At 65.9% G+C, this 25131-nt stretch carries 23 protein-coding genes, 1 pseudogene and 2 riboswitches; of the genes and pseudogenes, 15 read left to right on the top strand and 9 right to left on the bottom strand.

Annotation, left to right across the window (positions count from 1 at the left end; all coding sequences use genetic code 11):
- The first annotated feature begins 114 nt into the window (after window positions 1-114).
- The 4 genes from AC0Z35_RS25385 (at window position 115) to AC0Z35_RS25400 (ending at window position 5352) form a co-directional block, all read left to right on the top strand.
- The gene (locus AC0Z35_RS25385) at window positions 115-1533 is read left to right on the top strand and encodes a carboxylesterase family protein (RefSeq protein WP_485133257.1); all 1419 of its coding nucleotides are present in this window, start codon (window positions 115-117) and stop codon (window positions 1531-1533) included.
- Between the two features lie 332 nt (window positions 1534-1865).
- Window positions 1866-2840 (top strand): Bug family tripartite tricarboxylate transporter substrate binding protein, encoded by a 975-nt coding sequence (locus tag AC0Z35_RS25390; RefSeq protein ID WP_485133256.1) that lies wholly within the window; start codon window positions 1866-1868, stop codon window positions 2838-2840.
- Window positions 2841-3009: 169 nt separating this feature from the next.
- Complete coding sequence (locus AC0Z35_RS25395; RefSeq protein WP_485133255.1) at window positions 3010-4404, top strand: amidohydrolase; 1395 nt, start codon at window positions 3010-3012, stop codon at window positions 4402-4404.
- Between the two features lie 144 nt (window positions 4405-4548).
- Window positions 4549-5352 carry an aspartate dehydrogenase gene (locus tag AC0Z35_RS25400; RefSeq protein ID WP_485133254.1) on the top strand — a complete coding sequence of 268 codons (804 nt, stop codon included), beginning with the start codon at window positions 4549-4551 and terminating at the stop codon, window positions 5350-5352.
- Between the two features lie 3 nt (window positions 5353-5355).
- On the opposite strand, the gene AC0Z35_RS25405 is transcribed toward AC0Z35_RS25400, so the two are convergent.
- Together AC0Z35_RS25405 and AC0Z35_RS25410 are read right to left on the bottom strand one after the other, a co-directional pair.
- Entirely contained in the window at window positions 5356-7203 is a 1848-nt protein-coding gene (locus AC0Z35_RS25405; protein WP_485133253.1) for an ABC transporter ATP-binding protein/permease, read from the bottom strand.
- 132 nt (window positions 7204-7335) lie between these two features.
- Window positions 7336-8223 (bottom strand): LysR family transcriptional regulator, encoded by an 888-nt coding sequence (locus tag AC0Z35_RS25410; RefSeq protein WP_046805359.1) that lies wholly within the window; start codon window positions 8221-8223, stop codon window positions 7336-7338.
- A 116-nt stretch (window positions 8224-8339) separates the two neighbouring features.
- On the opposite strand from AC0Z35_RS25410, the gene AC0Z35_RS25415 reads away from it, so the two are divergent.
- From AC0Z35_RS25415 to AC0Z35_RS25435, 5 genes are all read left to right on the top strand, one after another.
- A complete protein-coding gene (locus AC0Z35_RS25415) occupies window positions 8340-9242 on the top strand; it encodes an amidohydrolase family protein (RefSeq protein WP_485133252.1) in 903 nt (300 codons plus the stop codon).
- 53 nt (window positions 9243-9295) lie between these two features.
- Window positions 9296-10285 (top strand): tripartite tricarboxylate transporter substrate binding protein, encoded by a 990-nt coding sequence (locus AC0Z35_RS25420; protein WP_219990513.1) that lies wholly within the window; start codon window positions 9296-9298, stop codon window positions 10283-10285.
- Window positions 10286-10491: 206 nt separating this feature from the next.
- Window positions 10492-10872, top strand: coding sequence for an RNA-binding S4 domain-containing protein (locus tag AC0Z35_RS25425; protein WP_046805362.1), 381 nt, complete (start codon window positions 10492-10494; stop codon window positions 10870-10872).
- Window positions 10872-11234: a translation initiation factor Sui1 gene (locus AC0Z35_RS25430; RefSeq protein ID WP_485133251.1), complete on the top strand. Its 363-nt coding sequence runs from the start codon at window positions 10872-10874 to the stop codon at window positions 11232-11234. Before AC0Z35_RS25425 ends, AC0Z35_RS25430 begins: the two co-directional genes overlap by 1 nt.
- 15 nt (window positions 11235-11249) lie before the next feature.
- Entirely contained in the window at window positions 11250-11603 is a 354-nt protein-coding gene (locus AC0Z35_RS25435) for a DOPA 4,5-dioxygenase family protein (protein ID WP_046805364.1), read from the top strand.
- Between the two features lie 4 nt (window positions 11604-11607).
- On the opposite strand, the gene ppk2 is transcribed toward AC0Z35_RS25435, so the two are convergent.
- Window positions 11608-12894 carry a polyphosphate kinase 2 gene (gene ppk2, locus AC0Z35_RS25440; protein ID WP_485133250.1) on the bottom strand — a complete coding sequence of 429 codons (1287 nt, stop codon included), beginning with the start codon at window positions 12892-12894 and terminating at the stop codon, window positions 11608-11610.
- A gap of 230 nt (window positions 12895-13124) precedes the next feature.
- On the opposite strand from ppk2, the gene AC0Z35_RS25445 reads away from it, so the two are divergent.
- Both AC0Z35_RS25445 and AC0Z35_RS25450 read left to right on the top strand, forming a co-directional pair.
- Window positions 13125-13571, top strand: a complete 447-nt coding sequence (locus AC0Z35_RS25445; protein ID WP_104144346.1) for a hypothetical protein — start codon at window positions 13125-13127, stop codon at window positions 13569-13571.
- A 130-nt stretch (window positions 13572-13701) separates the two neighbouring features.
- A complete protein-coding gene (locus tag AC0Z35_RS25450; RefSeq protein WP_104144345.1) occupies window positions 13702-14517 on the top strand; it encodes a hypothetical protein in 816 nt (271 codons plus the stop codon).
- A gap of 123 nt (window positions 14518-14640) precedes the next feature.
- Here the strand turns inward: AC0Z35_RS25450 and AC0Z35_RS25455 are convergent, their stop codons facing one another.
- The 4 genes from AC0Z35_RS25455 to AC0Z35_RS25470 form a co-directional block, all read right to left on the bottom strand.
- Entirely contained in the window at window positions 14641-14838 is a 198-nt protein-coding gene (locus AC0Z35_RS25455) for a hypothetical protein (protein ID WP_146073914.1), read from the bottom strand.
- 154 nt (window positions 14839-14992) lie between these two features.
- Window positions 14993-15418: a CopD family protein gene (locus AC0Z35_RS25460; RefSeq protein WP_223264877.1), complete on the bottom strand. Its 426-nt coding sequence runs from the start codon at window positions 15416-15418 to the stop codon at window positions 14993-14995.
- Between the two features lie 208 nt (window positions 15419-15626).
- Window positions 15627-16700 carry a DUF2242 domain-containing protein gene (locus AC0Z35_RS25465; RefSeq protein WP_485133249.1) on the bottom strand — a complete coding sequence of 358 codons (1074 nt, stop codon included), beginning with the start codon at window positions 16698-16700 and terminating at the stop codon, window positions 15627-15629.
- A 97-nt stretch (window positions 16701-16797) separates the two neighbouring features.
- Window positions 16798-18183 (bottom strand): spinster family MFS transporter, encoded by a 1386-nt coding sequence (locus tag AC0Z35_RS25470; RefSeq protein WP_104144342.1) that lies wholly within the window; start codon window positions 18181-18183, stop codon window positions 16798-16800.
- Window positions 18184-18286: 103 nt separating this feature from the next.
- Here AC0Z35_RS25470 and AC0Z35_RS25475 point away from each other — a divergent pair, with 103 nt between their 5' ends.
- The 3 genes from AC0Z35_RS25475 to AC0Z35_RS25485 all read left to right on the top strand — a co-directional run bounded on the left by AC0Z35_RS25475 (window position 18287) and on the right by AC0Z35_RS25485 (window position 21544).
- Window positions 18287-19270 (top strand): AraC-like ligand-binding domain-containing protein, encoded by a 984-nt coding sequence (locus AC0Z35_RS25475; RefSeq protein ID WP_046805372.1) that lies wholly within the window; start codon window positions 18287-18289, stop codon window positions 19268-19270.
- 172 nt (window positions 19271-19442) lie between these two features.
- Window positions 19443-20540, top strand: a complete 1098-nt coding sequence (locus AC0Z35_RS25480) for an NAD/NADP octopine/nopaline dehydrogenase family protein (protein WP_485133248.1) — start codon at window positions 19443-19445, stop codon at window positions 20538-20540.
- Window positions 20534-21544 (top strand): 3-hydroxybutyryl-CoA dehydrogenase, encoded by a 1011-nt coding sequence (locus tag AC0Z35_RS25485; protein ID WP_485133247.1) that lies wholly within the window; start codon window positions 20534-20536, stop codon window positions 21542-21544. The genes AC0Z35_RS25480 and AC0Z35_RS25485 overlap by 7 nt, the downstream gene beginning before the upstream one ends.
- A gap of 152 nt (window positions 21545-21696) precedes the next feature.
- Here AC0Z35_RS25485 and ampC read toward each other — a convergent pair.
- A pseudogene (gene ampC / locus AC0Z35_RS25490) lies at window positions 21697-22857 on the bottom strand (class C beta-lactamase); the annotation flags it as partial.
- A gap of 153 nt (window positions 22858-23010) precedes the next feature.
- A riboswitch (glycine riboswitch) is annotated at window positions 23011-23101 on the top strand.
- A riboswitch (glycine riboswitch) is annotated at window positions 23102-23196 on the top strand.
- 39 nt (window positions 23197-23235) lie between these two features.
- On the opposite strand from ampC, the gene AC0Z35_RS25495 reads away from it, so the two are divergent.
- Window positions 23236-24483, top strand: a complete 1248-nt coding sequence (locus tag AC0Z35_RS25495) for a D-amino acid dehydrogenase (protein ID WP_485133246.1) — start codon at window positions 23236-23238, stop codon at window positions 24481-24483.
- Here the strand turns inward: AC0Z35_RS25495 and AC0Z35_RS25500 are convergent.
- On the bottom strand, window positions 24440-24994 hold the full coding sequence (locus tag AC0Z35_RS25500) for a M23 family metallopeptidase (protein ID WP_046805376.1): 555 nt from the start codon (window positions 24992-24994) through the stop codon (window positions 24440-24442). The genes AC0Z35_RS25495 and AC0Z35_RS25500 overlap by 44 nt on opposite strands.
- Window positions 24995-25131: the final 137 nt, after the last annotated feature.

Below are 25131 nucleotides of genomic sequence, written 5' to 3' on the forward strand. Positions count from 1 at the left end.
CGATCAAAACCGGCATGTCCGCCGCGCCGCTTTCGTCCCTACCATAGGCCTGCTATCCCGACGCCGGCAGCCTGGCGCCATATGAACAGCAACCACGAAAAGACAGGGGCAACGATGAATCAAACCGTCCACGCGACGCTGCCGGCAGGCACGCTGACCGGTGTGCAGGAACGCGGCGGCGTGTGCCGCTTCAGCGCCATTCCCTATGCGCGGCCGCCGGTGGGCAAGCTGCGTTTTGCGCCCCCTGAAGCCGCGACCTGGCAAGGGGATCTGGATGCCACGCAGCCCGGCCCCGTGGCGCCGCAACTGCCGTCGCGCCTGCGCGATGCCATGGGTGACTTCAACGCGCCGCAATCCGAAGACTGTCTGCATCTGACGGTATGGACGCCGGCCGCGGATAGCGCGCGTCGGCCGGTCGTGGTGTGGCTGCATGGCGGCGCCTGGCAAAGCGGCGGCGGCGCGCTGGACTGGTATGACGGGTCCGCCCTGGCCGCTCGTGGCGACGTGGTGGTGGTGGCGGTCAACTACCGGCTGGCCGCGCTGGGCTGGCTGTACGTGCCGGGTCAGACCGCGAACGTGGGGCTGTTGGACCAAGAGGCCGCCATCGATTGGGTGTTTGACAACATCACGGGCCTGGGCGGCGACCCCGAACGCGTCACGGTGATGGGACAGTCGGCCGGCGCGTCGTCGATCTGCGCAATGCTGGCGCGCAAGCCGCGCTTCTCGCGCGCTATCTTGCAAAGCGCCGCGCTGGGCCGGGGGTTTCGGTCGGCGGCACAGGCGCAGGCGTTGGGCCAGGCCTTTCTAGAGGCGGCCGGCGTCGCGTCGCTGGACGCCGCGCGCGCGCTTCCCGTTTCCGCTTTGCTGGCCGCGCAGCAATCGCCCGCGGTCGCGGAGGTGTTGCGGGCCGAAGGAAGCAGCCGCAGCCAGTTCTGCCCGGTGTTGGACGGGCACGTGCTGCCCGAGGACATCGCGCCCGCGCTACAGCGGGCCGCGTCCCGCGCCGACGTGCTGGTGGCGTACACGCGCAATGAAATGGCGGCCTTTCCCGGGTACGTGGCGAATGCAACAAGGGCCGAAGGGCTGGCAACGACGGATAACCACGCCCGCGCACACGTCGACCCCAGCCCCGTCGGCAATGTCAGCCCCTGCCACGTCGACCCCAGCCAGGTCGACCACGTCAAGCCGGGCCACGTTGACCAGGTCGGCCCCGCCCTTGACGACCCCATCGGTGATCAAGTGTTCGGCGCACCGTCACGCGCGTGGGCGCGGGCGGCGGTCACGCAGGGCCGTCAAGCCTGGCTGGCGCGCTTCGACGTTGCTCCGACCGCGCGCTTCAAGGCGTGCCACTGCATTGAACTGCCCTTCGTGTTCGACACGGTATCCGCGTTCGGCGACGCGCCGATGCTGGCCGGATTGGACGCGGACCACGCGCAGCGCCTGACGGCGCAGACGCAGCAGGCATGGCTCGCGTTCATACGCGGCGACGCACCCGATTGGCCAATGGCGCCGCACCTGCACGTCTTTGCCTGAAGGCTGATGTCGGGCGCCGGATGTCACATGGCGGATGTGACATGCCAGACGTCACGTGCCAGATGTCATTGCCGGATGGCACATGCCAAATGCCACACGCCGGATGTCACATGCCAGATGTCACTGCCGGATGACACATGCCAAATGCCACACGCCGGATGTCACATGCCAGATGTCACTGCCGGATGGCACATGCCAAATGCCACACGCCGGATGTCACATGCCAGACGTCACGTGCCAGATGTCACTGCCGGATGTCACATGCCAGACGCCACATGCCTGACCTTTGACGCCGAACTTTCTGTACACACCTACAACACAAGGGGAATTCCATGATTAAGCACATTGCGCCGATGCGCACGTTGGCACTGATGCTAATGCTCGCGATGCTGACGCCGCTGGCCGCGCAGGCCGCCTATCCCGACAAGCCGGTCAAGATCATCGTGTCCAATCCGCCCGGCGGCCCGGTGGACGTGATGCTGCGCGTGCTGGCCAGCAAGCTGGGCGCGGCGTGGAACCAGCCCGTCGTCGTCGAGAACCGCCCTGGCGCGTCCGGCATCATCAGCACCGGCGCGCTGGTGAAGTCCGCGCCCGACGGCTATACGCTGGGCATGGTGGTGGCCTCGTCCGTGACCATCGTGCCCTTCGCTGTCGACAGCCTGCCTTTTGATACGCAAAAAGACTTGCAGCCGATTTCGCTGGTGGCGCGCACGCCATTCATCTTCATCGTGCCCAAGGACAGCCCGCTTAAGACCTGGGACGACTTCGTGCGCGAAAGCAAGACGCGCAGCCTGAGCGTGGGCTCGTTTTCCATCGGCACCGCGTTTCATCTGGTCTGGGAACAAACCGCGCGGCGCGCCGGCATCCGCGCGTTGTACGTGCCGTCGTCCTCGTCGGGCAAAACACAGAACGATCTGATAGGCGGTCAATTGGACGTGGGCCTGGACGCGCCATCAAGTTCCAAGGGCTTGATCGACAGCGGCCGTTTGCGCGCGTTGGCAATCACCAGTCCGGAACGCTTTGGGGGCCTGCCGGACACGCCCACGTTAAAGGAGTCTGGCTTGAAGGATTACGCCCCGCAACCCTGGATCGGCTTGATGGCCCCCGCCGGCGTGCCGCAAGACCGCGTGGCGCTGATTCAGAAATCGGTGGTGGACATTCTGAAAGAACCGGCGATGCGCGCGCAGATGGAAACGTTGGGCATGATTCCAATCGGCAGCACGCCGGAAGAACTGGCGGCCACGATCAAAGCGGACCGAGCCGACATGGAGCCGCTGATCAAGGAGCTGGGCATCAAGCTGCAATAGAAAATGCGGCGGTCGAAATTTGGCTTGTCCAACCTTTCACCGCCGGAAATTCCACCTTTCGGAATCAAAACGGTCGGAATTTAAGCATCCGTAACAAACACGCCGGCCGTGTGGCGCTTGGGTAAGATCCTTGTCCAATAACAGGTTAACAACCACGAGGAGAACACCCATGCAGTCTCGCAACATGCGATTCCGGTTGGCGCCGCTGGCCCTGGCCGCCCATCTGCTGATGAGCGGCCCGGCAGCCGCGCAAAGCGCCCCCGGCACGCAAGGCCCGCTGGCCCCCGCCCCCAACGCCGCGCTGTCCGAACAGATCGACACCCGCGCCCGCGCCATCGAAGACAAGCTCATCGCGTGGCGCCGCGACATTCATCAGCACCCCGAACTCGGCAACCAGGAAACGCGCACGTCCAAGCTGGTGGCGGACCACCTGCGCGCGCTGGGCATGGATGTGAAGACCGGCGTGGCGGGCACGGGCGTTGTCGCCGTGCTCAAGGGGGGCAAGCCCGGCCCCGTGGTGGCGTTGCGCGCCGACATGGACGCGTTGCCCGTCAAGGAACAAGTCGACGTACCCTTTGCGTCGAAAGCCAAGGGCACGTACCTGGGCAAGGAAGTGGACGTGATGCACGCCTGCGGGCACGACACCCACACGGCCATCCTGATGGCCACGGCCGAAGTGCTGGCCGGCATGAAAGACCAGCTGCCCGGCAGCGTGAAATTCATCTTCCAGCCCGCCGAGGAAAGCCCGGCCGACTTCGAACCGGACGGCAAGAAGATCTGGGGCGCCAAGATGATGGTGCAGGAAGGCGTGCTGGAAAATCCCAAGGTGGACGCCATCTTCGGCCTGCACGTGTCCAGCGCGTATCCGGCCGGCTGGTTGTCGTGGCGCAGCGGCCCGGCCATGGCCGCCGCCGACCAGTTCTGGATCGACGTCACCGGCAAGCAGACGCATGGCGCGCGCCCGTGGTCGGGCATCGACCCCATCGTCGTCAGCTCGCAGATCATTCTGGGTTTGCAGACCATTCCCAGCCGCCAGATCAACAGCATGCTGGAGCCGGCCGTCATCACGGTGGGCGCCATCCATGGCGGCAATCGCATGAACATCGTGCCGGACAGCGTGGCCATGACGGGCACCATCCGCACCTACGACGAGGGCATGAAGAAGGACATCCACCAACGCATCGCGCGTACCGCCGACATGATTGCGCAAAGCGCGGGCGCCAAGGCCGATGTGCGCGTGGTGGAACTCTACAACGCCACCGTCAACAACCCGGCGTTGACCGAGAAGATGGGCCCGACCTTGCGGCGCGTGGCAGGCGAAGGCAACTATGGCTTGCAGCCCAAGTCCACCGCGTCCGAGGACTTTTCGTTCTATCAAGAGAAGGTGCCGGGCATGTTCTTCTACCTGGGGGTCACGCCCAAGGGCACCGACGTGGACAAGGCCGCGCCCAACCATTCGCCGCGCTTTTACGTGGATGAATCCGGCCTGATCAACGGGGTGCGCGCGTTGTCGAACCTGACGGTGGATTACATGGCGCGCGCGCAACAACAATCCGGCAGCTGAGCCGGTAGCCTGCGGTCGCTACGCATTGACGCCCGCCCGGGCGCTGGATAAAGTGGCTGGCAACCTTGCGCCATCGGCATCGATGGCGTTCTTTTTTCTTGGCCCGGCTTGCGGTGCGCCGCAGCCCTACCTTCCGGATTCACCATGAACAGCTACCGCGTCGGCATCGCCGGCTTCGGCGCCATCGGCCAGGCCGTGGCGCAATCCCTGGATGCCGGGCTGCCCGGCCTGACCCTGTCCGCCGTCGCGGTGCGCGACCCCAAGGCCGCGCCCGACTTCGCCTGGACCCAGGCCGCCCCCAGGTTCACCACCCTGGACGCCCTGCACGAGCATTGCGACGTGGTCGTTGAATGTGCGCCGGCCGCCGTGTTTCGCAGCATTGCCGAACCCGTGCTGCGTGCCGGCAAGAAGCTGGTGGTGCTCAGTTCCGGCGCGCTGCTGGCCAACCAAGACCTGATCGACGTGGCGCGCCAGCATCACGGGCAGATCCTGGTGCCGTCCGGCGCCATCCTGGGGCTGGACGCCATTACGGCAGCCGCCGAAGGCGTTATCCATTCCGTCACGATGATCACCCGCAAGCCGCCGCGCGGCCTGCTGGGCGCGCCTTACCTTACCGACAACAACATCAGCCTGGACGACGTCACCGAACCGCGCTTGATCTTCCGCGGCTCGCCGCGCGATGCCGCCACGGGCTTTCCGGCCAACCTGAATGTGGCGGTCAGCGTGTCGCTGGCCGGCATCGGGCCGGACCGCACCACGCTGGAAATCTGGGCCGACCCGTCGCTGGAACGCAACGTGCATCGCGTGGAAGTCGTGTCCGACTCGGCAAATTTTTCGATGGAAATCCAGAACATTCCTTCCGCCAATCCCAAGACCGGCCGCATCACCGCGCAAAGCGTCGTTGCCGCGTTGCGCAAGCTGACGGGGCCTTTGCGCGTGGGCACGTAAGCGTCACGCCGCCTCGCGCAGCGGCGCGCCCTGCGGCGGGCCATACGGGTCCATCGGCCCGATCGGTCCCATCGTCCAGCCGCCCGCGCCGTCCAGTTGCAGCCGGTGCGTGTGGAACGGGTCCAGCGTGCTGCGATGGCCCACGCTGACCAGCATGCAATCGGGCAAGGCGCTGCGCAGCAGGCTGTATAGCGAATGTTCCAGGCCTTCGTCGGTCGCCGATGTGGCTTCGTCCAGGAACACGATGGCCGGTCGATTGAACAGCACGCGGGCAAAGGCCACGCGCTGCTGCTCGCCAATCGACAAGATGCGTGACCAATCCGCAACCTCGTCCAGCCGTTGGCTCAAGTGGCCCAGGTTGACCTGATGCAGCGCCTGGGCCAGGCGCGCATCGTCTTGCGGCTGCGCGTGTCCGGGATACGCCACGGCGCTACGCAGATCGCCCAGCGGCAGATACGGCCGCTGCGACAGGAACAACGCCGACGCGCCTTCCGGCCGCCGCACCTGGCCCTGTGCATACGGCCACAAGCCCGCCAGCGCGCGCAGCAATGTCGTCTTGCCGCTGCCCGACGGCCCCTTGATCAGCAGGGTCTGGCCCGGCCGCAGGCGCAAGGTCAGCTCGCGCAGCAAGGTGCTGCCGTCAGGCCGCCTGACCGTGACGCCATCAATGTCCAGGCCGTTGGGCAAGGGTTCGGTACGCACCGTCGGCAGCGCGCGCGCCGCTTCGTTGGCATCCAGGAAGCCGTTCAGCCGGTCCAGCGTGGCGCGGTACTGCGCAAAGGTGTCGTACGACGTGCGAAAGAACGACAGCGCGTCCTGCACCTGCCCAAAGGCCTGCGACGTTTGAATCACATCACCCAGCTTGATGGCGCCGCTGAAGAAACGTGGCGCCTGCAAGATAAACGGAAACACCACGGCCACCTGGCTGACCGACAAGTTGAACCCGTCGAACTTCAAGCCTCGGTACACGCGTGCCCACAGGTTGACGATGTAGGCGGAAAACCGCTGCAACAGGTTCCTGCTTTCTACGGCTTCGCCTTGATAGAACGCGACGTTCTCGGCGTTTTCGCGCAGCCGCACCAGCGCATAGCGGAAATTGGCCGTCAATCTTTCAGACAGAAAATTCAGGCGGATCAGCGGTCGGCCGATCTTGAAGGCAAACCAGGTTGCGACAATTACGTACAGGAACACGACGAAGACCATCGCGCGCGGAATCTCCACGCCCGCCACCGTCAGCGGCCCGGACAGGCCCCACAAAATTCCCGTGAACGCCACCAGCGACACCATCGCGCTTAACGCGCCGATGGCCAGCGTGCGCGAGCCCGTCACGAACATGGCGATGTCTTGCTCGATGCGCTGGTCGGGGTTGTCGACCGGCTCTTCAACAAAGTGGCCTCGGTAGTACGCGCCCGCGCCCAGCCAGTCGCGCGTCAGGCGGTCGTTCAGCCAGACGCGCCAATGAATGTCGAAGGCCTGGCCGGCGTAGCTGTCCGCCAGCGAGCGCACCACGTGCACACAGGCCAATACCGAAAAGATGCCCAGGAAGCGCCAGAAGGCGCTTTGGTCCAGCGCTTGCAACGCGCTGTAGAAGCCGTTGTACCAAAACGAAAACAGCACCGTCATGCGCACGGCAGCCATCGCCAGCAGCAACAACAACGCCAGCATCAGCAGCGGCCGCCAACTGCGTCGAGGGGTCAGATACGGCCATGCCAGGCGCCAGAACTTGCGCCCCCAATCCGTTGTGCGTGCCAGCACGACGGACACGGCCACCAGCACGACGGCCGTGATGCCAAACGCTTGCGCCAGCCAGATGGCGCTTTCCATCAACTGCTGCTGCCAGTTCAAATTCATTGGCGCACCCCATTCGAAACCGTTTCTGGTTAGACGGGACGCATGCGCCGGGTTCCGCGAAAACTGCCGCTTTAAGCGTCGCTTAAGCGTTCTGGCCAGGCAATTGAAGGCGGGTTGAAAGATTGGCGCAAATCAACCTCTGCCCAGGTCCAGATTGGCGAAGACGTCGGCCAGCGTGGGCACGGATCGGGCGGGCCAGATGGCGCTCAGGTCGAAGCTGGGCAGCGCCTGTCCGTCGCGCACTTCGCAAAAGCGGACGCCGCCGAAGTTCATGGTGCGAATCCAGCTGGGCAAGAGCGCCACCCCGCAGCCGCCCGCCACGCACGACAACACGGTCAGCGTGCGGTTGGCCTCTTGCGCGACCTGCACCGCATGCCCGCCCTTGCGCATCGCGTCCATGATGCCGGCATAGAACGCCGGCAATTGCGCTTGCGGATACATCACCAGACCGGCTTGTGCAATTTGCGCCATCGTCACCGTGCCATCGTCCGCCACGTCGAACTCGTCTGGCACCGCCGCCACCAGCCGGTCGCGCAACAGCTGGCGTTCACGCATGCGCCCGCCCACTGCGACCGGCGTGTGCATCAGGCCGATATCGATTTCGCCGGTTTGTAGCGCATCGGCCTGTTCGGCGTTGCTCATCTCGCGCAGGATCACCCGCACGCCGGGCGCCTGCCGACGCATTTCGCGTAGCGCGCGCGGCAGGGTGTCGAACAGCGCGGAGGACACCAGCCCCACCGTCAACTGCCCCGCGCTGCCGCGCCCGATCTCGCGCGCGCGATGCGCCGCTGCGTCGATGCGGGCCACGCTGATACGCACGTCCTCCAGGATGGCCAGCGCGGCGGGCGTGGGCGCGGCGCCCTGGCGCGAGCGGTCGAAAAGGCGCACGCCCAGGTCTTTTTCCATGCGGCCAAGCGCCTGGCTCAGCGCCGGCTGCGCGATGCCCAGCCATTCCGACGCGCGGCTGACGCTGCCATGGTCCACCACCGCCAGAAAATAGCGCAGGTGTCGGGTTTCCATATTGATCCGATATATAAAAAGCGGTTTTAGGCAATAGAAAACTATACCCGCGCTGCCTAGAATCCGCCTCATAGAACAGCGCGCGGCCACGCCGGCGCACAAAACAGGAGACCGCGTTGCCCTCGTCCCCCCTCGGCGTTGCCGTCGATACCCATGCCCATGTTTTCCGGCAAGGGCTGGCGCTGGCGGACGCCCGGCGCCACACGCCCGATTACGACGCCACGCTGGAGCAATACCTGGCGCTGCTGGACGCCGATGGATTGCGCCACGGCGTACTGGTGCAGCCCAGCTTCCTGGGCACCGACAACAGCCATCTGGTGCACGCATTGCGCGCGGCCCCGCAGCGCCTGCGTGGTGTCGCCGTCGTGTCGCCCGAGGTCACCGACGCACAGTTGCAGGCACTGGCCGACGCCGGTGTCGTGGGCATGCGGCTGAACCTCATCGGCCTGCCCTCGCCCGACCTGCAAGCCGCCGACTGGCAGGCTTTGCTGGCCCGGGTCAACGCGCTGGCCTGGCATGTTGAAGTGCACATGCAAGCCGGCAGGCTGCGCGAGGTGTTGCCCGCGCTGCTGGCCGCGGGTTGCCGCGTGGTTGTCGATCATTTCGGTCGGCCTGACCCGGCGCTGGGCGTGTCGGACCCGGGCTTTGCCTACCTGCTGCAACAGGCCGAAAGCGGGCAGGTATGGGTGAAGCTGTCGGCGCCGTACCGGAATTGGCCGGTGGCGGATAGCACTGACCACAGCGATGCCACCGCGCCCACCGCCCCTACCTTTCGCCCCGGCATCCCCGATTACGGCGTTGCCGGCCGTCAGGCTGCCCAGCTTTTGCTGCGCGCCTATACGGCCAAGCGCCTGATGTGGGGCAGCGACTGGCCGCACACCGAACACCGCCACCTGGCGTCCTACCCGGCTGCGACGCAGTGGCTGGGCGGGTGGATCGACGATCCCGCGCAGCGACGCATCGTGCTGGCGGACACGCCGATGCAGCTATTCAACATCCAAAGCCAGAGCCAAGGCTAGACCCAAGGCCAGAACCAAAACCAAAACCAGATCCAACTCCCAGGAGACAAATCATGACCCCCTTCATCAAACGTCTGGCGCGTAGCAGCGCCATGCTGGCCGCCGCCGGCCTGCTGGCGGGTGCAGCCGCCACCGCGTCGGCCGCCTACCCCGAGCGCGCCGTCACGCTGGTGGTGACCTACCCGCCCGGCGGCACGGTGGACGTCGTGGCGCGGCTGATCGGCCCCAAGCTGGCCGCCGAACTTGGCCAACCCGTGGTCATCGAAAACCGCGGTGGCGCGGGCGGCATGATCGGCGGCGCGGTTGTCGCCAAGGCGCAGCCCGACGGATACACGCTGATGCTGGACGCGTCCAACCACGCGCAGAATCCCGCGCTGCATTCCAAGATGCAGTTCGATACGCTGACCGCTTTCGCGCCCGTGTCGCTGCTGCTGCGCGTGCCCAACGTGCTGGTCGTCACGCCGTCGTACGAAGTGAAGTCCGTGGCCGACCTGATCAGGCTGGGGCAGCCCGGACAGAAAGAGCAGGTGTACTTTGCATCGGCCGGCCCGGGGTCGGCCCAGCACTTGGCCGGCGAACTGTTCAATCTGCTGGCCAAGACGCATTTGCAGCACGTGGCCTACAAGGGCGGCGGCCCGGCCATGATCGACGTGATGTCGGGCCAGGTGCCCGTCATGTTCGCCAGCATGGGCTCGGCCTGGCAGCACGTGAAAAACGGCAAGCTGCGCGCGGTGGCGGTCGGCGGGCTGGAGCGGTCCAAGACGGCACCCGACTTGCCCACCATCGCGGAATCCGGCGTGCCGGGCTACGAGACGTATGAATGGAACGCGGTGTTCGCCCCCGCCGGCACGCCGCCGGCCATCGTCGACAAGGTGTCGCAAGCGTTGGCCAAGGTGCTGCGCGACCCGGCGATTGCCGAGCAGCTTGCCGGCATCGGCGCGGAGCCCATCGGCTCGACGCCGGCCGAACTGGACACGTTCCGCCGCGCCGAAATCGCCAAGTGGCAGCGCGTGGTCAGCGAAGCAAATCTGAAACTGGATTGATGGCGGGGCGGGCCATCTTGCCCGCCCCATCGCTACATCGCTCCACCGCTACACCGCCACACCGTTTCACCGCTACACCGCCACGCAGCAACACAGCAACGCACCCAGCCCCCCAGCGCCCCATCTCCCAAGGGGCGCTTTTTTTTGCGCCGGCGTCCCGGCGCTATGATTGCGGCTTGGCTAGAACCCACGCAAAGAGCAGCAACATGGACAAGATTCGACTCGACAAATGGCTATGGGCGGCGCGCTTTTACAAGACGCGCAGCCTGGCCGTGCAAGAGATCGGCAAGGGTCGCGTCTTCGTGAACGACCAGGCCGCCAAACCGTCGCGCGAGGTCGCGCCCGGCGATCGCATCACGATCCGCAAGGAAGATCCGGCGCTACAGGTAAAGGTGGTTGCGGTCAGCGGGGTGCGCGGCCCCGCGCCCGTGGCGCGCCTGTTGTATGAGGAAACGCCGGACAGCATCGCCGCCCGCGAACGCGCAGCGGAAATGCGGCGGCTGGCACCCGAGCCCGCGCTGGGCATCGAAACCGGCCGGCCCACCAAGCGTGACCGCCGCCTGATCGACCTGATGCGGGGCAAGTGATGAAGCGCCCAACCACCGGCGGGCTGGTCTATTCCACCGAAAGCGGCCGCATGTGCCCGCAGTGCCGCCAGCCGCTGGCGCAATGCCAATGCCAGGCGGCAGCGCGCGGCGCACCGGCGGGCGATGGCGTTGCCCGCGTATCACGCGAGACCAAGGGCCGGGGCGGCAAAAGCGTGACCGTGGTGCGGGGCCTGGCCCTGGACCCGATGGCGCTTGCCGTGCTGGGCAAGCAATTGCGCACGGCCTGCGGGTCGGGCGGCACGGTCAAGGACGGGGTGATCGAAGTGCAGGGCGACCACTGCGCACGCATCATCGACGTGCTGACTACCAGCGGCCATCGCGCCAAGCGCGCCGGCGGCTGAATCAACGAGACAACCATGAACGATTTGGCAGTAAGCGGCGTGACCAGCTGGCACGCCCATGTGTACTTCGACGCGGCCAGCCGCGATGCCGCGTTTGCGTTGCGAGAGCGCGTGGTGGCGCAATTCGACGGCAAGATGGAAATGGGGCGCTTCCATGAGCGCCCCGTCGGCCCGCATCCGCAATGGAGCTATCAGATTGCCTTCGGCCCCGAGCAGTTGGCCGAGATCGCCACGTGGCTGACGTTGAACCACGGCGCGCTGGACGTTTTCATGCATCCGAACACGGGCGATTCGCTGCGCGACCACCGTGATTGCGCGGTGTGGATCGGCCATAGCCACACGTTGAACCTGGCCGCGCTGGGCGGCTGAACGCTTACAGCGCGCGGCCCACGATCAAGGGGTCCAGCGCCAGGCCCGGTTCGGCGCTTTTGCCTTCGTACGGCAGGCGGCTCAGCACGTAGCGCATGGCGTTCAGCCGCGCGCGCTTCTTGCAGTCCGACTTGACCACGATCCACGGCGCGTCCGCGGTATCGGTATGCGCGAACATTGCCTCTTTGGCGCGCGTGTAGTCGTCCCATTTGTCCAGCGACGCCAGATCCACAGGGCTTAATTTCCATTGCTTCAGCGGGTGCACCTTGCGTTGCAGGAAACGGCGGCGTTGCTCTTCCTGGCTGACCGAGAACCAGAATTTCACCAAGTGAATGCCGCTGGACACCAGGTGGCGTTCGAAGTCAGGCACCTGACGCAGGAAATCCAGGTATTCCTGCTGCGAGCAAAAGCCCATCACGCGCTCGACGCCCGCGCGGTTGTACCAGGACCGATCGAACATCACGATCTCGCCGGCGGTGGGCAGATGCTGCACGTAGCGCTGGAAATACCATTGGCCTTTTTCCGTGTCGGACGGTTTTTCCAGGGCCACCACGCGCGCGCCGCGCGGGTTCAAGTGTTCCATCATGCGTTTGATGGTGCCGCCCTTGCCCGCTGCATCGCGCCCTTCAAACAGAATCACCACGCGCTGGCCCGTGGCTTTGACCCAGGCTTGAAGCTTCAGCAGTTCGACCTGCAACTGGTATTTCTGCTTTTCATAATTGCGGCGCAGCATGCGGTTGCGATACGGATAGATGCCGTCGCGCCAGTCCGTCGCCAGCTCTTCGTCGGGGTTGCGGCGCACGGCCGGACCCTGCGCGTTTGCCTCCAGCAAGGCGCGATGCACGGCGCGTGCATCGTCGGGCGACAGCTCTTCAATGACGGACCGCAGCGCCTCGTGCGCTTGCGCTTGGGGCACCACGTTATAGCGCCGCGCGATGTCAGCCAACACCGACACCGCTTCCTGGCGCGCGGCGTCTTCACGGGCCACGACTTTCTTGCGCGCCAGCAGGGTTTGCTCGGAGGGCTGCTTGGTGGCGGGGCCGGAGGCCGTCTTGGGGGTCGCCTTGGAAGTCGCCTGTGAAGCCGCTTTGGAAGTCGCCTTGGAAGTCGCCTTGGAAGTCGCCTGCGAAGCCGCCTGGAAAGTCCCTTTAGAAGCCCTCTTCGTCGCCGGGCCTGCCGCCGCCTTGGCGGTTCCGGCACTTCGCTGGGCGGCGGGCGACGGGGTGCCGCGCTTGCGCGGTGTGGCGGCAACGTCTTCCTTAGGGGCTGCTTGCGGTGTCTTGTCTGTCATCGATCCTGTCCTTGCTGCGCTGGTCGTCTGCCCCACGCCGGTCGCCCCGTCACGGGGCGCCCATTCGGGCAAGGCGCCACCCTACCCGCTTGTAGACGGCATGGAATTGACGAGAATCAAACGTTGTAACATTTATTACATGGTCGCGCCCCGCTACACTCTGGCAACTCCCGCCCGCACGGCCCGCCAGCCTTTCTCCGATTCCCATCCCGTATCCCATCCCGATTCCCATGTGGTCAAGCATCAAGCGCTTTCTGTCCGGCCCGGCCCCCGTGGAAGACCCGTTCCGGCAGTCGGTCAGCTTTGACGACACCGGCTTCACCCGGCACTGCGAACTGGCGCGCGCAATCGGCCTGCAAGAGCACTGGGCCTGGGCTGACGTTCACGAATTCGGCTTTTCTTTTCGCCCGGCGATATACCCCGACCCCTGGTCCGGCGACTACATGGAAAGCCTTTGGTATCTATGGGTACGCTGCGACGACGGCGACATGATGCGGGTGATCCTGGACGAGCGCCTGCTTGACGCCAAGCACTTGCCGCCCGCCCTGCTCCGCAACCTGCCGGGGCTGGACATGGGCGTGCTGCATGAGGGGCTGGCCACCGCCGCGCGCGGCGACCGCTACTTTGAAGGCGAAGGCGAATGGGCGGCGTGGCGACGCAATGCCGCCGCGTCATAGCGCCCGGCGGGCGGCTTCGGCACGGTACTTGCGGTAGCGCTGCGGTACTCCGTTACGACTGCCGGCGCGCGTTGACGCGTGCCGGCCCGCTTACTACATTCATGCCCTATGACCCCAATCTTGGTGCGCCATGACTCCGCAGGAAGACACCCTTACGCTTTCCAGGCGCTTGCGCGTGCGTCGTGACGGCCGGCGCTTACTGGCAGGGGCCGCGCTGATTCTGCTGGCGCTGGGCTTGGCCGTGGGCTGGAACCGGATGGGCGAGCGCGCGGAGGAAAAAGTCGCCACCGCTGAAATCCGCAAGGTGGCCGACACCCTGAACCAGATGGTGACGGGCGGCGACGGCGTGCCGGACAACCTGCCGTCCATCGACCCCACTCCCAAGGCGAAAGGCTTTTACGGCGAGCTGGAGCGCGCGATCAAGACGGTGGCCGGCGAACGCGTTGCGCAGCACAAGGCCTATCTGAATGAACTGAAAGACATCGGCATGCCCCGGCTGCTGGACGCGCATCGGCTGGCGCTGGACACCGGGCTGGTGGAAAGCCGCATGATTCTTGAGCTTGCCGAGCGGCTGGTGCCGAAGTACCGCGATCAGAGCATGCAGGTGCTGAAAGACATGCCTGAACTGATCCGGTCCCTGGCCATCCGCGAACCCGAAAAGCAGAAAATGATGGCGACGCTGACGTCTACGCTGGCGCGGCGCAGCGACAGCCTGGGCAAGGTCTGGTTGCTGGAAACGCGCATCCTGCAAGAGTTTGGGCAGATGATCACGCTGCTGGACGACAACCGTCAGTATTGGTACGCGGATCACGACGAACTGATGTTCGAACGCGACGATGATCTGAAACGCTTTTACGCGCACATGGCGGCCATCAACACCATGGCGACCGAACAGGAAAAGCTGGGCAAGCAGCAGCTGGCTAATTTGTTCTCGGCGCTGCCGTAGCGTTGCCGTTGATTTCCCGTGGTGTTGTGCCTCGGTGTTGCCGTGGTGTTGCCTCGGTGTTGCCGTTGAGTTCCCGTGGAGTTGCCGTAGCGCTGCCCGGCGCCGCCGCCCCGCAGCCGCCCTTCAGTGGCGGGAACGTGGGCGCGGGCGCTCGTTGTTGAAAGCGCTGGGGTCCGCCGGAAAATCAGGCCCATGAAACATCGAAGCCGCGTCCAGCGCGGCGCCAAGCAGCGCCTGGAACCAGCCGCGATAGCCGGGCCGGCGTGGCGACGCGTTGCCGTCTTCCCGGCGCGCGTCGGTCTGGACAGTGCGGGTGGTCATGATTGAATCGCCTTCGCGGTCTTGCGCGGATACGTCCGTGCAAAGCAAAGCACGCGCGGACAGGACAGACGATTCTAGGCAGCCGACCGCCGCCCGCCAACGACGCGTTGGTTGAATCCTTATTACAAGCTTGGGGCGATACTGCCCGCGCGCGTCAGAACGGCTTGACCAGCACCAATGTCACGATGACGCCGCAGGCAATGACGGTGAACGGCGCGTAGAAGTCCACCATCGGCGGGCGTTTCAGCGTGCCGTTGGCCATGCGACGCAGCGACGCGCTTTGGATGCCGAGCAGCGCCGACAGCGCCAAGGCAAACCCCGCCTTGACCCAAATCCAGTTCATGGCGAACCAGCCGAACGTCATGGCCAGATGCAGGCCGATCAGCCACGACACGACCATCGCGGGCGTCGTCACCCACAACGTCCAACGACGCAGCGCGCCAAGCATCTTGCGTTCCTTGGGCGCTTCATCGCCCTCTTGCGGCGCCGACGACAGCAGGAACAGCGAGACAAACAGCGAGCCCCCAAGCCAGGCCACCACGGCGGCCACGTGGGCCATTTTCAGCAGTTGATAAGTCATGGCGGGCATTATCGCCGGATGCGGCGGCGGGCAGTAGTCGGCTGCGGCGACAGGTCGGTCGCGCGGGATGACATGCCGGATGACGTGCCGGAGAGCAGGCCGGATGACGTGCCGGAGGGCAGGCCAGATGACATGCCGGATGGCACGCCGGATGACATGCCCGAGGGCACGACCGAGTGCACGCCGGGCCCGGCGTGCGCGGCAGGGGTCAGTTGCCGGTGACGGACGCCGACGCTGCGGGGCTGGCAGCGGCGCCGCTGACGGTAGAGGAGACGCCCGCCGTGGTACCGGTGATCGCAGCCGTGGCCGGCCCTCCGGCTCCGGTCGTAGCGCCGGTCGCAGCGCTGGTAGTCGCACCGGTCGTAGCAGCGGACGGGCTGACCGCCGACGGAGTCGGGATCGACGCGCCCGGCCCCGGCAACGCCGGAGACGTGGCGGGCGTGGCGGGCGGGGTGCCGGTTTGGGTATTGCCCGGCGTCGATGACGGCGTGGCGTGCGGCGCGTCCGCGGCGGGCTTTTGCGTGGTCGTGTCACCGGCCTTGTCACCGGCCTTGTCACCGGCCTTGTCACCGGCCTTATCACTGCCCTTGTCGCTGCCGGCGCCTGGCCCGGACGGCCCGTCCGCCGCAGCGGGATTCAGGGTGTCGGCGGGCGCATCCGGGGACACGACGGGATCGGCGGGCGGTGCCGGCGGCTTGGCTTGGGACGCGCGGGCGCGCGGGCTTGGCGGTACGTGCGGGGCGGCGGCGGCTTCCGCGTCGGGCAGGAAGCGCTGCAACAGCTGGAAAAAGCCTTCGTAGAATTTCGGACGCGACACCGTCTGGCTAGCCGTTTTGACCAGCGAGTCGTCGCTGGAGCCGAACGGCATCGACACCTGGCCCAGCACGCTGACGCCCACGCTGGCCGAGCTGGAAGTGCGCTTGATCGAATAGCGGTCTTGCACCGCGTTGGCAAACACCGTGGCGCGCTGGTTGGCGCTGCCGTCCGAGGCGCAGTCGATATTGAAATTGATCTGCGTGTGCAGCCCGTCTTCGCCCTGGAAGTTCTTGTGCCCGGACACGCGGGCCGCGTCGAAGCGGTCGATGTTGTAGCCCTGGCTCAGCAAGGCGCGGCGGCCCGCATCGCAAGCGGTGGTGCTGGCCGTGGGGAAGGTGCGCGAGAACACGTCATTCTGTGCGAAGTCTTCCCGTTCGTAGGCCGGCTTGGGTGAACTGCATCCCGCAAGGATCGCCGTCAGGCAGACAAACAGGGCAACGGGCAGACGACGGGTAACGCAAGGCATGAGGGGGGTCCGGCTTTAGGCGTAAAGCGGGCATTATCGGCCAGGAAGGGGGCGGCTGGCGAATCTCGCCTGCCCGGCGTGATCCCTTGAAACAGTTTTAACGGGGCCGGGGCGACAGCACAGTTCCGACCCCGTTTTCCGCGCGCCCTTCCTCTTGCCCCAGGCTGCGCCGATAGCTGGCGCAACCCGCCGCCAGCAGCAACACGCACAGCACCGTGGCCACGCCAATCAGCAGCGATAAGGACTGCCCGACCGCCGCCGGATTCTTGAACAGACGATCGGTCAACAAAGCCACCGCCGTCGTCCCCAGCCCCAGGCCGATCAAATTGGAGATCAACAGGAACAGCGCCGACACCTGCGCGCGGATCTGGTTGGGCGGCAATATCTGCATAGCCGCCGTGGACGTCGGCATGGGAAAGGACGCAAAGAACATCGCGGGCAGCAACAGCGCCACCGACGCCGCCAAGCTGTCCACCTGCGTGAACGCCACGGCCGGCAGGGCCATGCCGACCGCCCCGATCACGCCCGCCCGCAGCGGCGCATCGCGATAGCCGCGCTTGGCCAGCGCGTCCATCAGCCAGCCGCCGCAAAAAACGCCCGCCGTATTGGCCACCAGAACCACCACACCCAGCATGTAGCCCACATCCACCGGCGACATGCCGAACTTGCGCATGTAGAAAGCGGGCGTCCAACCCAACAGGGCAAACAGCACCATGGCATAGAACGAAAAGCCCAGGTAGTGGCAAAAGAACGTGCGGCGATGGCGGCCCAGGAAGCGAAACGTGTCGCCCACCGTAGGCTTGTGCGCGTGGCCGTCTGCGCTACGGCGCAAGCCCAGGCGCTGCGGATCGCGCACCGTCAGCAGGATAAGCAGCGCCACCAGCAGGCCCGGCAGGCCCACGATGAAAAACGTGACCTGCCACGGCCGCATTGCGCCGACCCACGGCACCACCACGCTGTCCACGCTTTTAAGCAGGTTGATGACATAGCCGCCGATCAAAAACGCCATGCCGCCACCAATGAACGAGCCGATCGAATAGATGCCGACGGCGCGGCCCAGCTTGTCGCGCGGAAACATATCGCTAAGCATGGAATACGTGGCGGGTGACAAGGCGGCCTCGCCCACGCCCACCCCGATGCGCGCCAGGAACATGTGCGCAAAGCTGCGCGACAGGCCACAGGCGGCAGTGGCCAGGCTCCAGAACGCCACGCCGATGGCAATGATTTTCGGACGCGAATAGCGGTCGGCCAACAAGGCGATGGGGATGCCCATGACGGCGTAGAACAGCGAGAACGCCAAGCCGTGCAGGAGGCTGAACTGCGTGTCGGACAGTTGCAGATCGTGCTTGATGGGTTCGATCATCAGCGCCAGGATCTGTCTGTCGACGAAGGAAAATATGTACGCTAGCATGCATATCACGACGACGTACCACTCGTAGGCGTAGCTTCGTTTCGTCAGTGGCGGCAGCGTCGCGTCAGTCATGTTTTTCCCTTGTTTTCCTTAGTCTTGTCCATCGTTTGTAGGTCTTTGCGCAGCGGGGCTCTATACGCCGCGCGCAACGACTATTCCCACCGCGCAGGAAAGCATGTTCAACGACACCTATCCGCTGAACCGCCATTGCTTGCTGGACTCGGGCAACGCCGCCGAGGTCAAGGACCAGGTCAGCCAGCACCTCTGGTCGCACCGCATGTGCGTGGCTCAGGGCAAACCCTTGCAATCGCGGCTGTATGGCGTGTTCTTCGGCAACGCGGCGCTGTTTGACCTGCACTACGGCGCCGAAGTCGAAATCGACGCGGGCGACATCTCCAGCTACTACCTGATCCGCATCACGCTGCAAGGCTCGGGCCTGGTCACGCTGGGCAAGCGCAGTGCGTCCATGCAAGCGGGCAGCCTCACCATTTCGTCGCCGTCGGAACCCAGCGTGATCAGCATCGGCCGCGACTGCCGCAACCTGATCCTGCGTGTTGAGCGGCAAGCGCTGGAACATCAATTGCAGCGCCTGCTGGACCGCCCCATCAAGCACGCGCTGGTGTTCGACCTGGAAGCGCCGCCCGATTCCCCCGGCCTTGCCGCCGTGCGCGAAACACTGGACTACCTATGCCGCCTTTATCAGCACCCCGCCATTGACGGCGTCACGCAGACGCTTGCGGCCGGCTTTTCCGACTACCTGCTGGCGCTGCTGCTGACCCAACTGCCGCACAACTATTCCGACGCGTTGCGCGCCGACCACCGCCAGCCCCTGCCCCAGCATGTGCGCGCCGCGCGCGACTACATCGAAAGCCATGTCGACGAAGCGATTTCATTGGCGGACCTGGCGGCGCACTGCGGCGTGTCGGTACGAACGCTGCAAAACGGCTTCACCCAGTTTCTCAAACAAAGCCCCAGCGACTACGTGCGCAACCACCGCCTGGCCCTGGTGCACGCCGCGCTGGAACAGGCGCGCGGCGGCGACAGCGTGACCGATATCCTGCTGCGCCACGGCGTCAGCAGCTTCGGCCATTTCGCCACGCATTACCGCAAGCGTTACGGCTGCCTGCCGTCGGACACGCTGCGTCGGCCTCGCCCCTGACGCGCCGTCGCACTCGTCGGCCAGCACTGGCGTTGTCCCCTGCCCGCGCGGCCGCGACACGCTGCCTGCGCTGTCGAAATCCCTTGCCGGATCGGAACGGCGCTTGCGCGTTTGGCGCAGCCCAGGCGCCACGCCGCCGCTAGGATCAAGCCTTCAAAGAAGGAGCTTGATCATGCGAATCAGCGTAATTGGCGGCGGCCACGGCTGCTACGGGGCCGCGGCCGAACTTGCCGAAAACGGACACGAGGTGTGCTGGTGGCGCCGCGACGACGCCGCGTTCGACGGCTTGCGACAGGCCGGCGCGCTGACTGTCACCGACTATCGCGGCACGCGCCAGGTTCCGTTGGGCCAGGGTCCCGGCCACCTGGCGCTGCAAGGCTCGCTGAAGGCCGCGCTGACTGACGCGCGGGTTGTCGTCATCCCCCTGCCCTCGACCACGCACGATGCGCTGGCGCCCATGCTGGCCCCGCTTTTGCAGGACGGGCAGGTGGTGTTCCTGCCGCCCGGCACCTTTGGCAGCTACCTGTTTGCGCGCGCGCAGCGGGACGCCGGCAATACCGCCCGCGTGGCCTTTGCCGAGACGGGCACCCTGCCCTACCTGGCGCGCAAGCACGGCAACACGGTCGTCATCAGCGGCTACGCCACGCGCTTGCCCACCGGCGTGTTCCCCAGCCGGCTGACCGACGACGCGCTGGCGTTGCTGGGCCAGGTCTACCCCAGCATCGAGCCCATCGAAGACGGATTGGCGGGCGCCTTGATGAACGCCGGCCCCATCATCCATCCGCCGCTCATCATGATGAACGCCGGCCCCCTGGAGCATTTCGACAAGTGGGACATCCACAACGAAGGCACCCAGCCATCAATCCGCCGCGTTACCGACGCGCTGGACGCCGAACGCATCGCCATCCGCGAGGCGCTGGGCTATGCCGCGCCACACTTTCCGCTGGCCGACCACTACGCCACGGAGGGCGATGAATGGATGTACGGCCGTGGGGCGCACGGCAAGCTGACCGACAGCGGCGACTGGCGTGAAGCCATCGACCTGCACACGCACCGCTACATGCTTGAGGACACGCGGCTGGGCCTGTCCTTGCTGGTGTCCACGGGGCGCTGGGCGGGCGTGCCGACGCCGGTGGCGCAAGGCTTGCTAAGCATTGCCAGCGCCATCACCGGCCGCGATCTTTACGCCGAGGGCCGCACGCTGGAAAGTCTCGGCCTGGAGCGCCTGTCGCGCGCCGGCATGGCGGAATTGCTGGAACAAGGATGCTGACCATGGAAGACAGAATCTGCGTGATCGGCGCCGGGCGCATGGGGGAAGGCATCACGCTGTCGTACATCCACGCGGGACGCGCCGTGACACTGGTCGACATCAAGCCCAGGACTCAGGCGGAACAAGCCGATCACCACGCGCGCGTGCTGGCGAACCTGCGGCGCGAATTGGGCACGCTAAGCCGGCTTGGCCTGCTGGATGACCAGCAAGCCGAGACCGCCATGCAGCGCGTGCGCCTGTGCGGCCGCGACGACGCCGTGGCCGACCTGCAACGCGCGCGCATCGTCTTCGAAGCCGTGCCGGAACGCCTGGACGCCAAGCGCGACACCTTCGCCTGGCTGGGCCGCGTGTGCGCGGCGGACACCGTGATTGCGTCAACCACGTCCACGTTCCTGGTGACCGAGCTGGCCGAATTGATGCCAGGCCCCGAGCGTTTTTTGAACGCGCACTGGCTCAACCCCGCCTATCTGATTCCGCTGGTCGAAGTCAGCGCCGGGCCGCGCACCGCCGACGCTGCTCTGCAAGCGTTGCTGGCCGTGCTGCGCCAAGCCGGCAAGACGCCCGTGCAATGCGCGCCCACGGCGGGCTACATCGTGCCACGCATCCAGGCCCTGGCCATGAACGAGGCCGCGCGCATGGTCGAGGAAGGCGTGGCCAGCGCCGAAGACATCGACACCGCCGTGCGCCTGGGATTCGGCTTGCGGTTTTCGGTGCTGGGCCTGTTGGAATTCATCGACTGGGGCGGCGGCGACATCCTGTACTACGCATCGCGCTACCTTGAAGCCCAGATCGGCCCACGCTTTGCATCGCCCGACGTCATCGCCAAAAACATGGAGCAAGGCCGCAACGGCTTGCGCGATGGCAAGGGCTTCTACGACTACGCCGACCTGGACGTGGACGCCTACAAGATGCAGCGCCTGGGACAGCTGTGCAAAAGGCTGGAGGTCATGGGGCTATTGCCGCGTTTTGATGGCGCCCACACGGCGGCGGGCACCCAAGCTTGACGGCTGACAGGGGCCGGCCACGGCCTTCGGCCGGCCACCGCCTTCTGCCTGTTTCAGTTCGCTTGCGCGCGGGCTTCGGGTTGCGTTTCCGGGGCCGATCCCGAATCCGTTCCCGTTCCCGTATCCGTTCTTGCTCCCGCCGCCGTTTCCCCTTCAAGAATGCGATACGCCAGCCGCACGCGGGCGTCGTTCGGAATGTTCCGATTCGCCAGGATCACCACGCCGATTTTCCTGGCCGGCACAAACGCCACGTAGGCGCCAAAGCCATTGGTGGAACCCGTCTTGTTGATCCACACATCGGCACGCGGGGGCTGCGGCGGGGTCAGGGCCTTGGCCGGGTGGCTCTGACTGTTCAACGTGCCGGCATTGGCCGCCAACAGCGCTTTGAGCGTCACCGGATACGCCAGTTGTTCCCAGGCCAGGTCCTGCGTCATTCCACCCACGTCGTAGTAGCCCACATGCGTATCGGCCAAGGCCTTGGATAGCACGGCGTCGTTGACGACGGCCTTGGCGATCTTCGCATCCCGGGCGGCCTTGGCACCGAATTCCGCGGGCGCTGACGCCACGCCCATGTTCGCGTCCACGAAGCGGATCAGGTCGCTGGCGCTGGTCTTGACGCCGTAGGCTTCGTCGGCCAGCACGCCCGGGTTCACACGCACCGGCGCGTTCTGTTTGTTGTAGCCCTGCGCGTAGTCGCCCATCTTGGCGGCGGGCACGTGGATATAGGTGTTGGCCAGGCCCAGTTTGGGCAACAGCGTCTTCTCCATGGCCTGCGCATAGGGCTGGCCCAGGCTCTTGGCCGCCACCACGCCCAGCATGCCGATGCTGGGGTTGGCATACGTGCGGTAGGTGCCCGGTGCGTAGCGCGGCGTCCACGCCGACAGGTAGGCCATCAGCTGGGCATCGTCGCCCACCGTGTCCGGCACTTGCAGCGGGAAGCCGCCGCCCGTGTGCGTGCCCAGGTGGATCAGGTTCAGCTTGCCGAATTCCGTGCCTTGCAAGGCAGGCACGAAGCGCGCCGGGCTGTCGGTCAGCGACAGCTTGCCCAGCGCCTGGGCGTAGGTCGCCAGCGTCGCGGTAAAGGTCTTGCTGATCGAGCCCAGCTCAAACAGCGTGTCGCGGCTGACGGGCGCATGCGTTTGCAGCGAGGCCACGCCATAGCTGCGAAATTCATGCCGCCCTTCGCGCGTGACGGCGATGGCCAGGCCCGCCACGTCGTACTCGCGCATTACCGCATGCACGGCGTCGTCGATGTCGGCGCCGGGGGCCACCGGCTCGGCCGACGCCAACGAAACCAGGGCGCCTCCGGCCATCACGGCCAGGGTTTGCAAAACAGTGCGTCGCACGGCGCGAAAGCTCATTCCTATCGTCCTATTCGGTTCACGCCGGCCCAACGGCGCACCCGACATAGTACTAACCCTGAAGCAAATGCGACATGAACTTAGCTATTCTCTACCCCGTCGATTCAAAACCGCGCAGAAGAGACCGGCCCTGGCGGCCGGCGCCGACGGAGCAACCGCCCCGGAAACTCTCAGGCAACAGGACTGCGCGCGTATAGACAATCTGGAGAGAGGCGCCGTGCGCGCCCACCGAAGGGGAACCCGCCGCCCGCGCGGGTGAAACTCTCAGGTACCAAAGACAGATGGGGTGCCGCGTCCACATTGGTCGCGGCCACCTTGTCTGGAGCCACCATGCCCCGCATCGCCATCATTGGCGCCGGTATCACCGGCGTCACGTCCGCCTATGCCCTGTCGAATCTGGGATACGCGGTCACCGTCTACGACCGCCAACGCTATCCCGCCATGGAAACGTCCTATGCCAACGGCGGCCAGCTATCCGCCAGCAACGCCGAAGTCTGGAACAGCACGGCCACGATCATCAAAGGGCTACGCTGGATGCTGCGCAAAAACGCGCCGCTGTTGCTGAACCCCCGCTTCAGCTGGCACAAGTATTCGTGGCTGGCGCAGTTCATGGCGCAAATTCCCAACTACCGCGAAAACACCATCGCCACCACGCGCATGGCCATCGAAGCGCGCCGGCATCTGTTCGACATGGCCGAGGCGGAAGGCATCGACTTCGACCTGGAGCGCCGGGGCATCCTGCACATCTACCACGACGCCGACAGCTTCAAGGCCGCGCATCGCGCCAACGCGCTGCTGCAAGCCGGCGGCCTGGACCGCTACGCAGTCACCGCCGACGAAGCGCGCGCCATCGAACCCGCCATGCAAACCGGATGCCACGGCGGTTTCTACACGCCATCGGACGCCACCGGCGACATCCACAAGTTCGCGCGCGGTCTGGCCCAGGCATGCGAACGCCGTGGCGTCACGTTCGTGCACGATGCCGACATCGACAACATCCAACGCCACGACCGCCCTTACGTGCTGGACATCCGCCGCGACGGCGGCACCCAGCGCGAACGGCACGAAGCGGACGCCATCGTCGTGTGCGCGGGCGCGGCCAGCAGAAAGTTCGCCCGCCTGCTGGGAGATTCCATCAACATCTATCCGGTCAAGGGCTATTCGATCAGCGTGCACCTGGACGACGCCGACAGCCAGGGCGCCGCGCCCCGCGTCAGCCTGCTGGACGAAGCCGCGAAGATTGTCACCAGCCGCCTGGGCGACCGCTTTCGCGTGGCGGGTACGGCGGAATTCAACGGCTTCAACATGGACATCCGTGCCGAACGCGTGCAGCCGCTGATCGACTGGACGCGTAAACACTTCCCCAACATCAACACCACGCGCGTCGTGCCGTGGTGCGGCCTGCGCCCCATGACCCCCAACATGATGCCGCGCGTGGGGGCGGGCAAACGCCCAGGCGTGTTCTACAACACGGGGCACGGACACCTGGGGTGGACGTTGTCAGCCGCGACGGCGCAGGTGCTGGCGCAAAGCGTCAGGGCGGCGTTGCCGGCGCCATCAACAGCGTATAGGGGTTGATCGCGCCGCCGTCGTAGATGCCGTAATGCAAATGCGGCGGCGTGCCTCGCGCGTTGCCGGTGTTGCCGACGTAGCCCAGCACGTCTCCGGGGGCCACCAGCTGCCCCCGTTCAATATCGGCGTAGCCATCCAGGTGCGCGTAGTAATGGCGCTGGCGTCCGGGCCCGAGCACCCACACGACCTGGCCGCCCAGGTTGTTCGTGCCAACCTGCATGACCACGCCTTCCGTGGTGGACAGCACAGGCGTGCCGCGCGCGGCAAAGATGTCGATGCCTTCGTGTTGGCGGCCGCCGGACCGGGCCGCGCCCCAAGTGTCGGTCAAGCGTCTGGCGGACACGCCCTGTACCGGCACGGGCAAGGATGACGGGGCTTGTTGCCAGGCCAGCCGCGCCATATGCCACGGTGCGCGTGCGGCGTCGGGCAGGCGGGGCCACGCCCACGCAGCAAGCCAGATCAATAAGCCCAGGATGACGAGGCGCCAGAGGAAGCGCAATACAGGATTAACGGTCATGCAAGGTTCGACGGCGGGCTGGCCGAGGGGTTCCCGAGGGGTTTCCGAGGGGGTTCCCGAGTGGGTGCCCGAGTGGGTGCCCGAGTGGCTTCAGAGGGGCTTCAGAGGAGCTTCAGAGGGGCTTCAAAGGGGCTTCA

The sequence above is a fragment of the Achromobacter sp. 1L-A-4-B-C2 genome, from assembly GCF_057291955.1.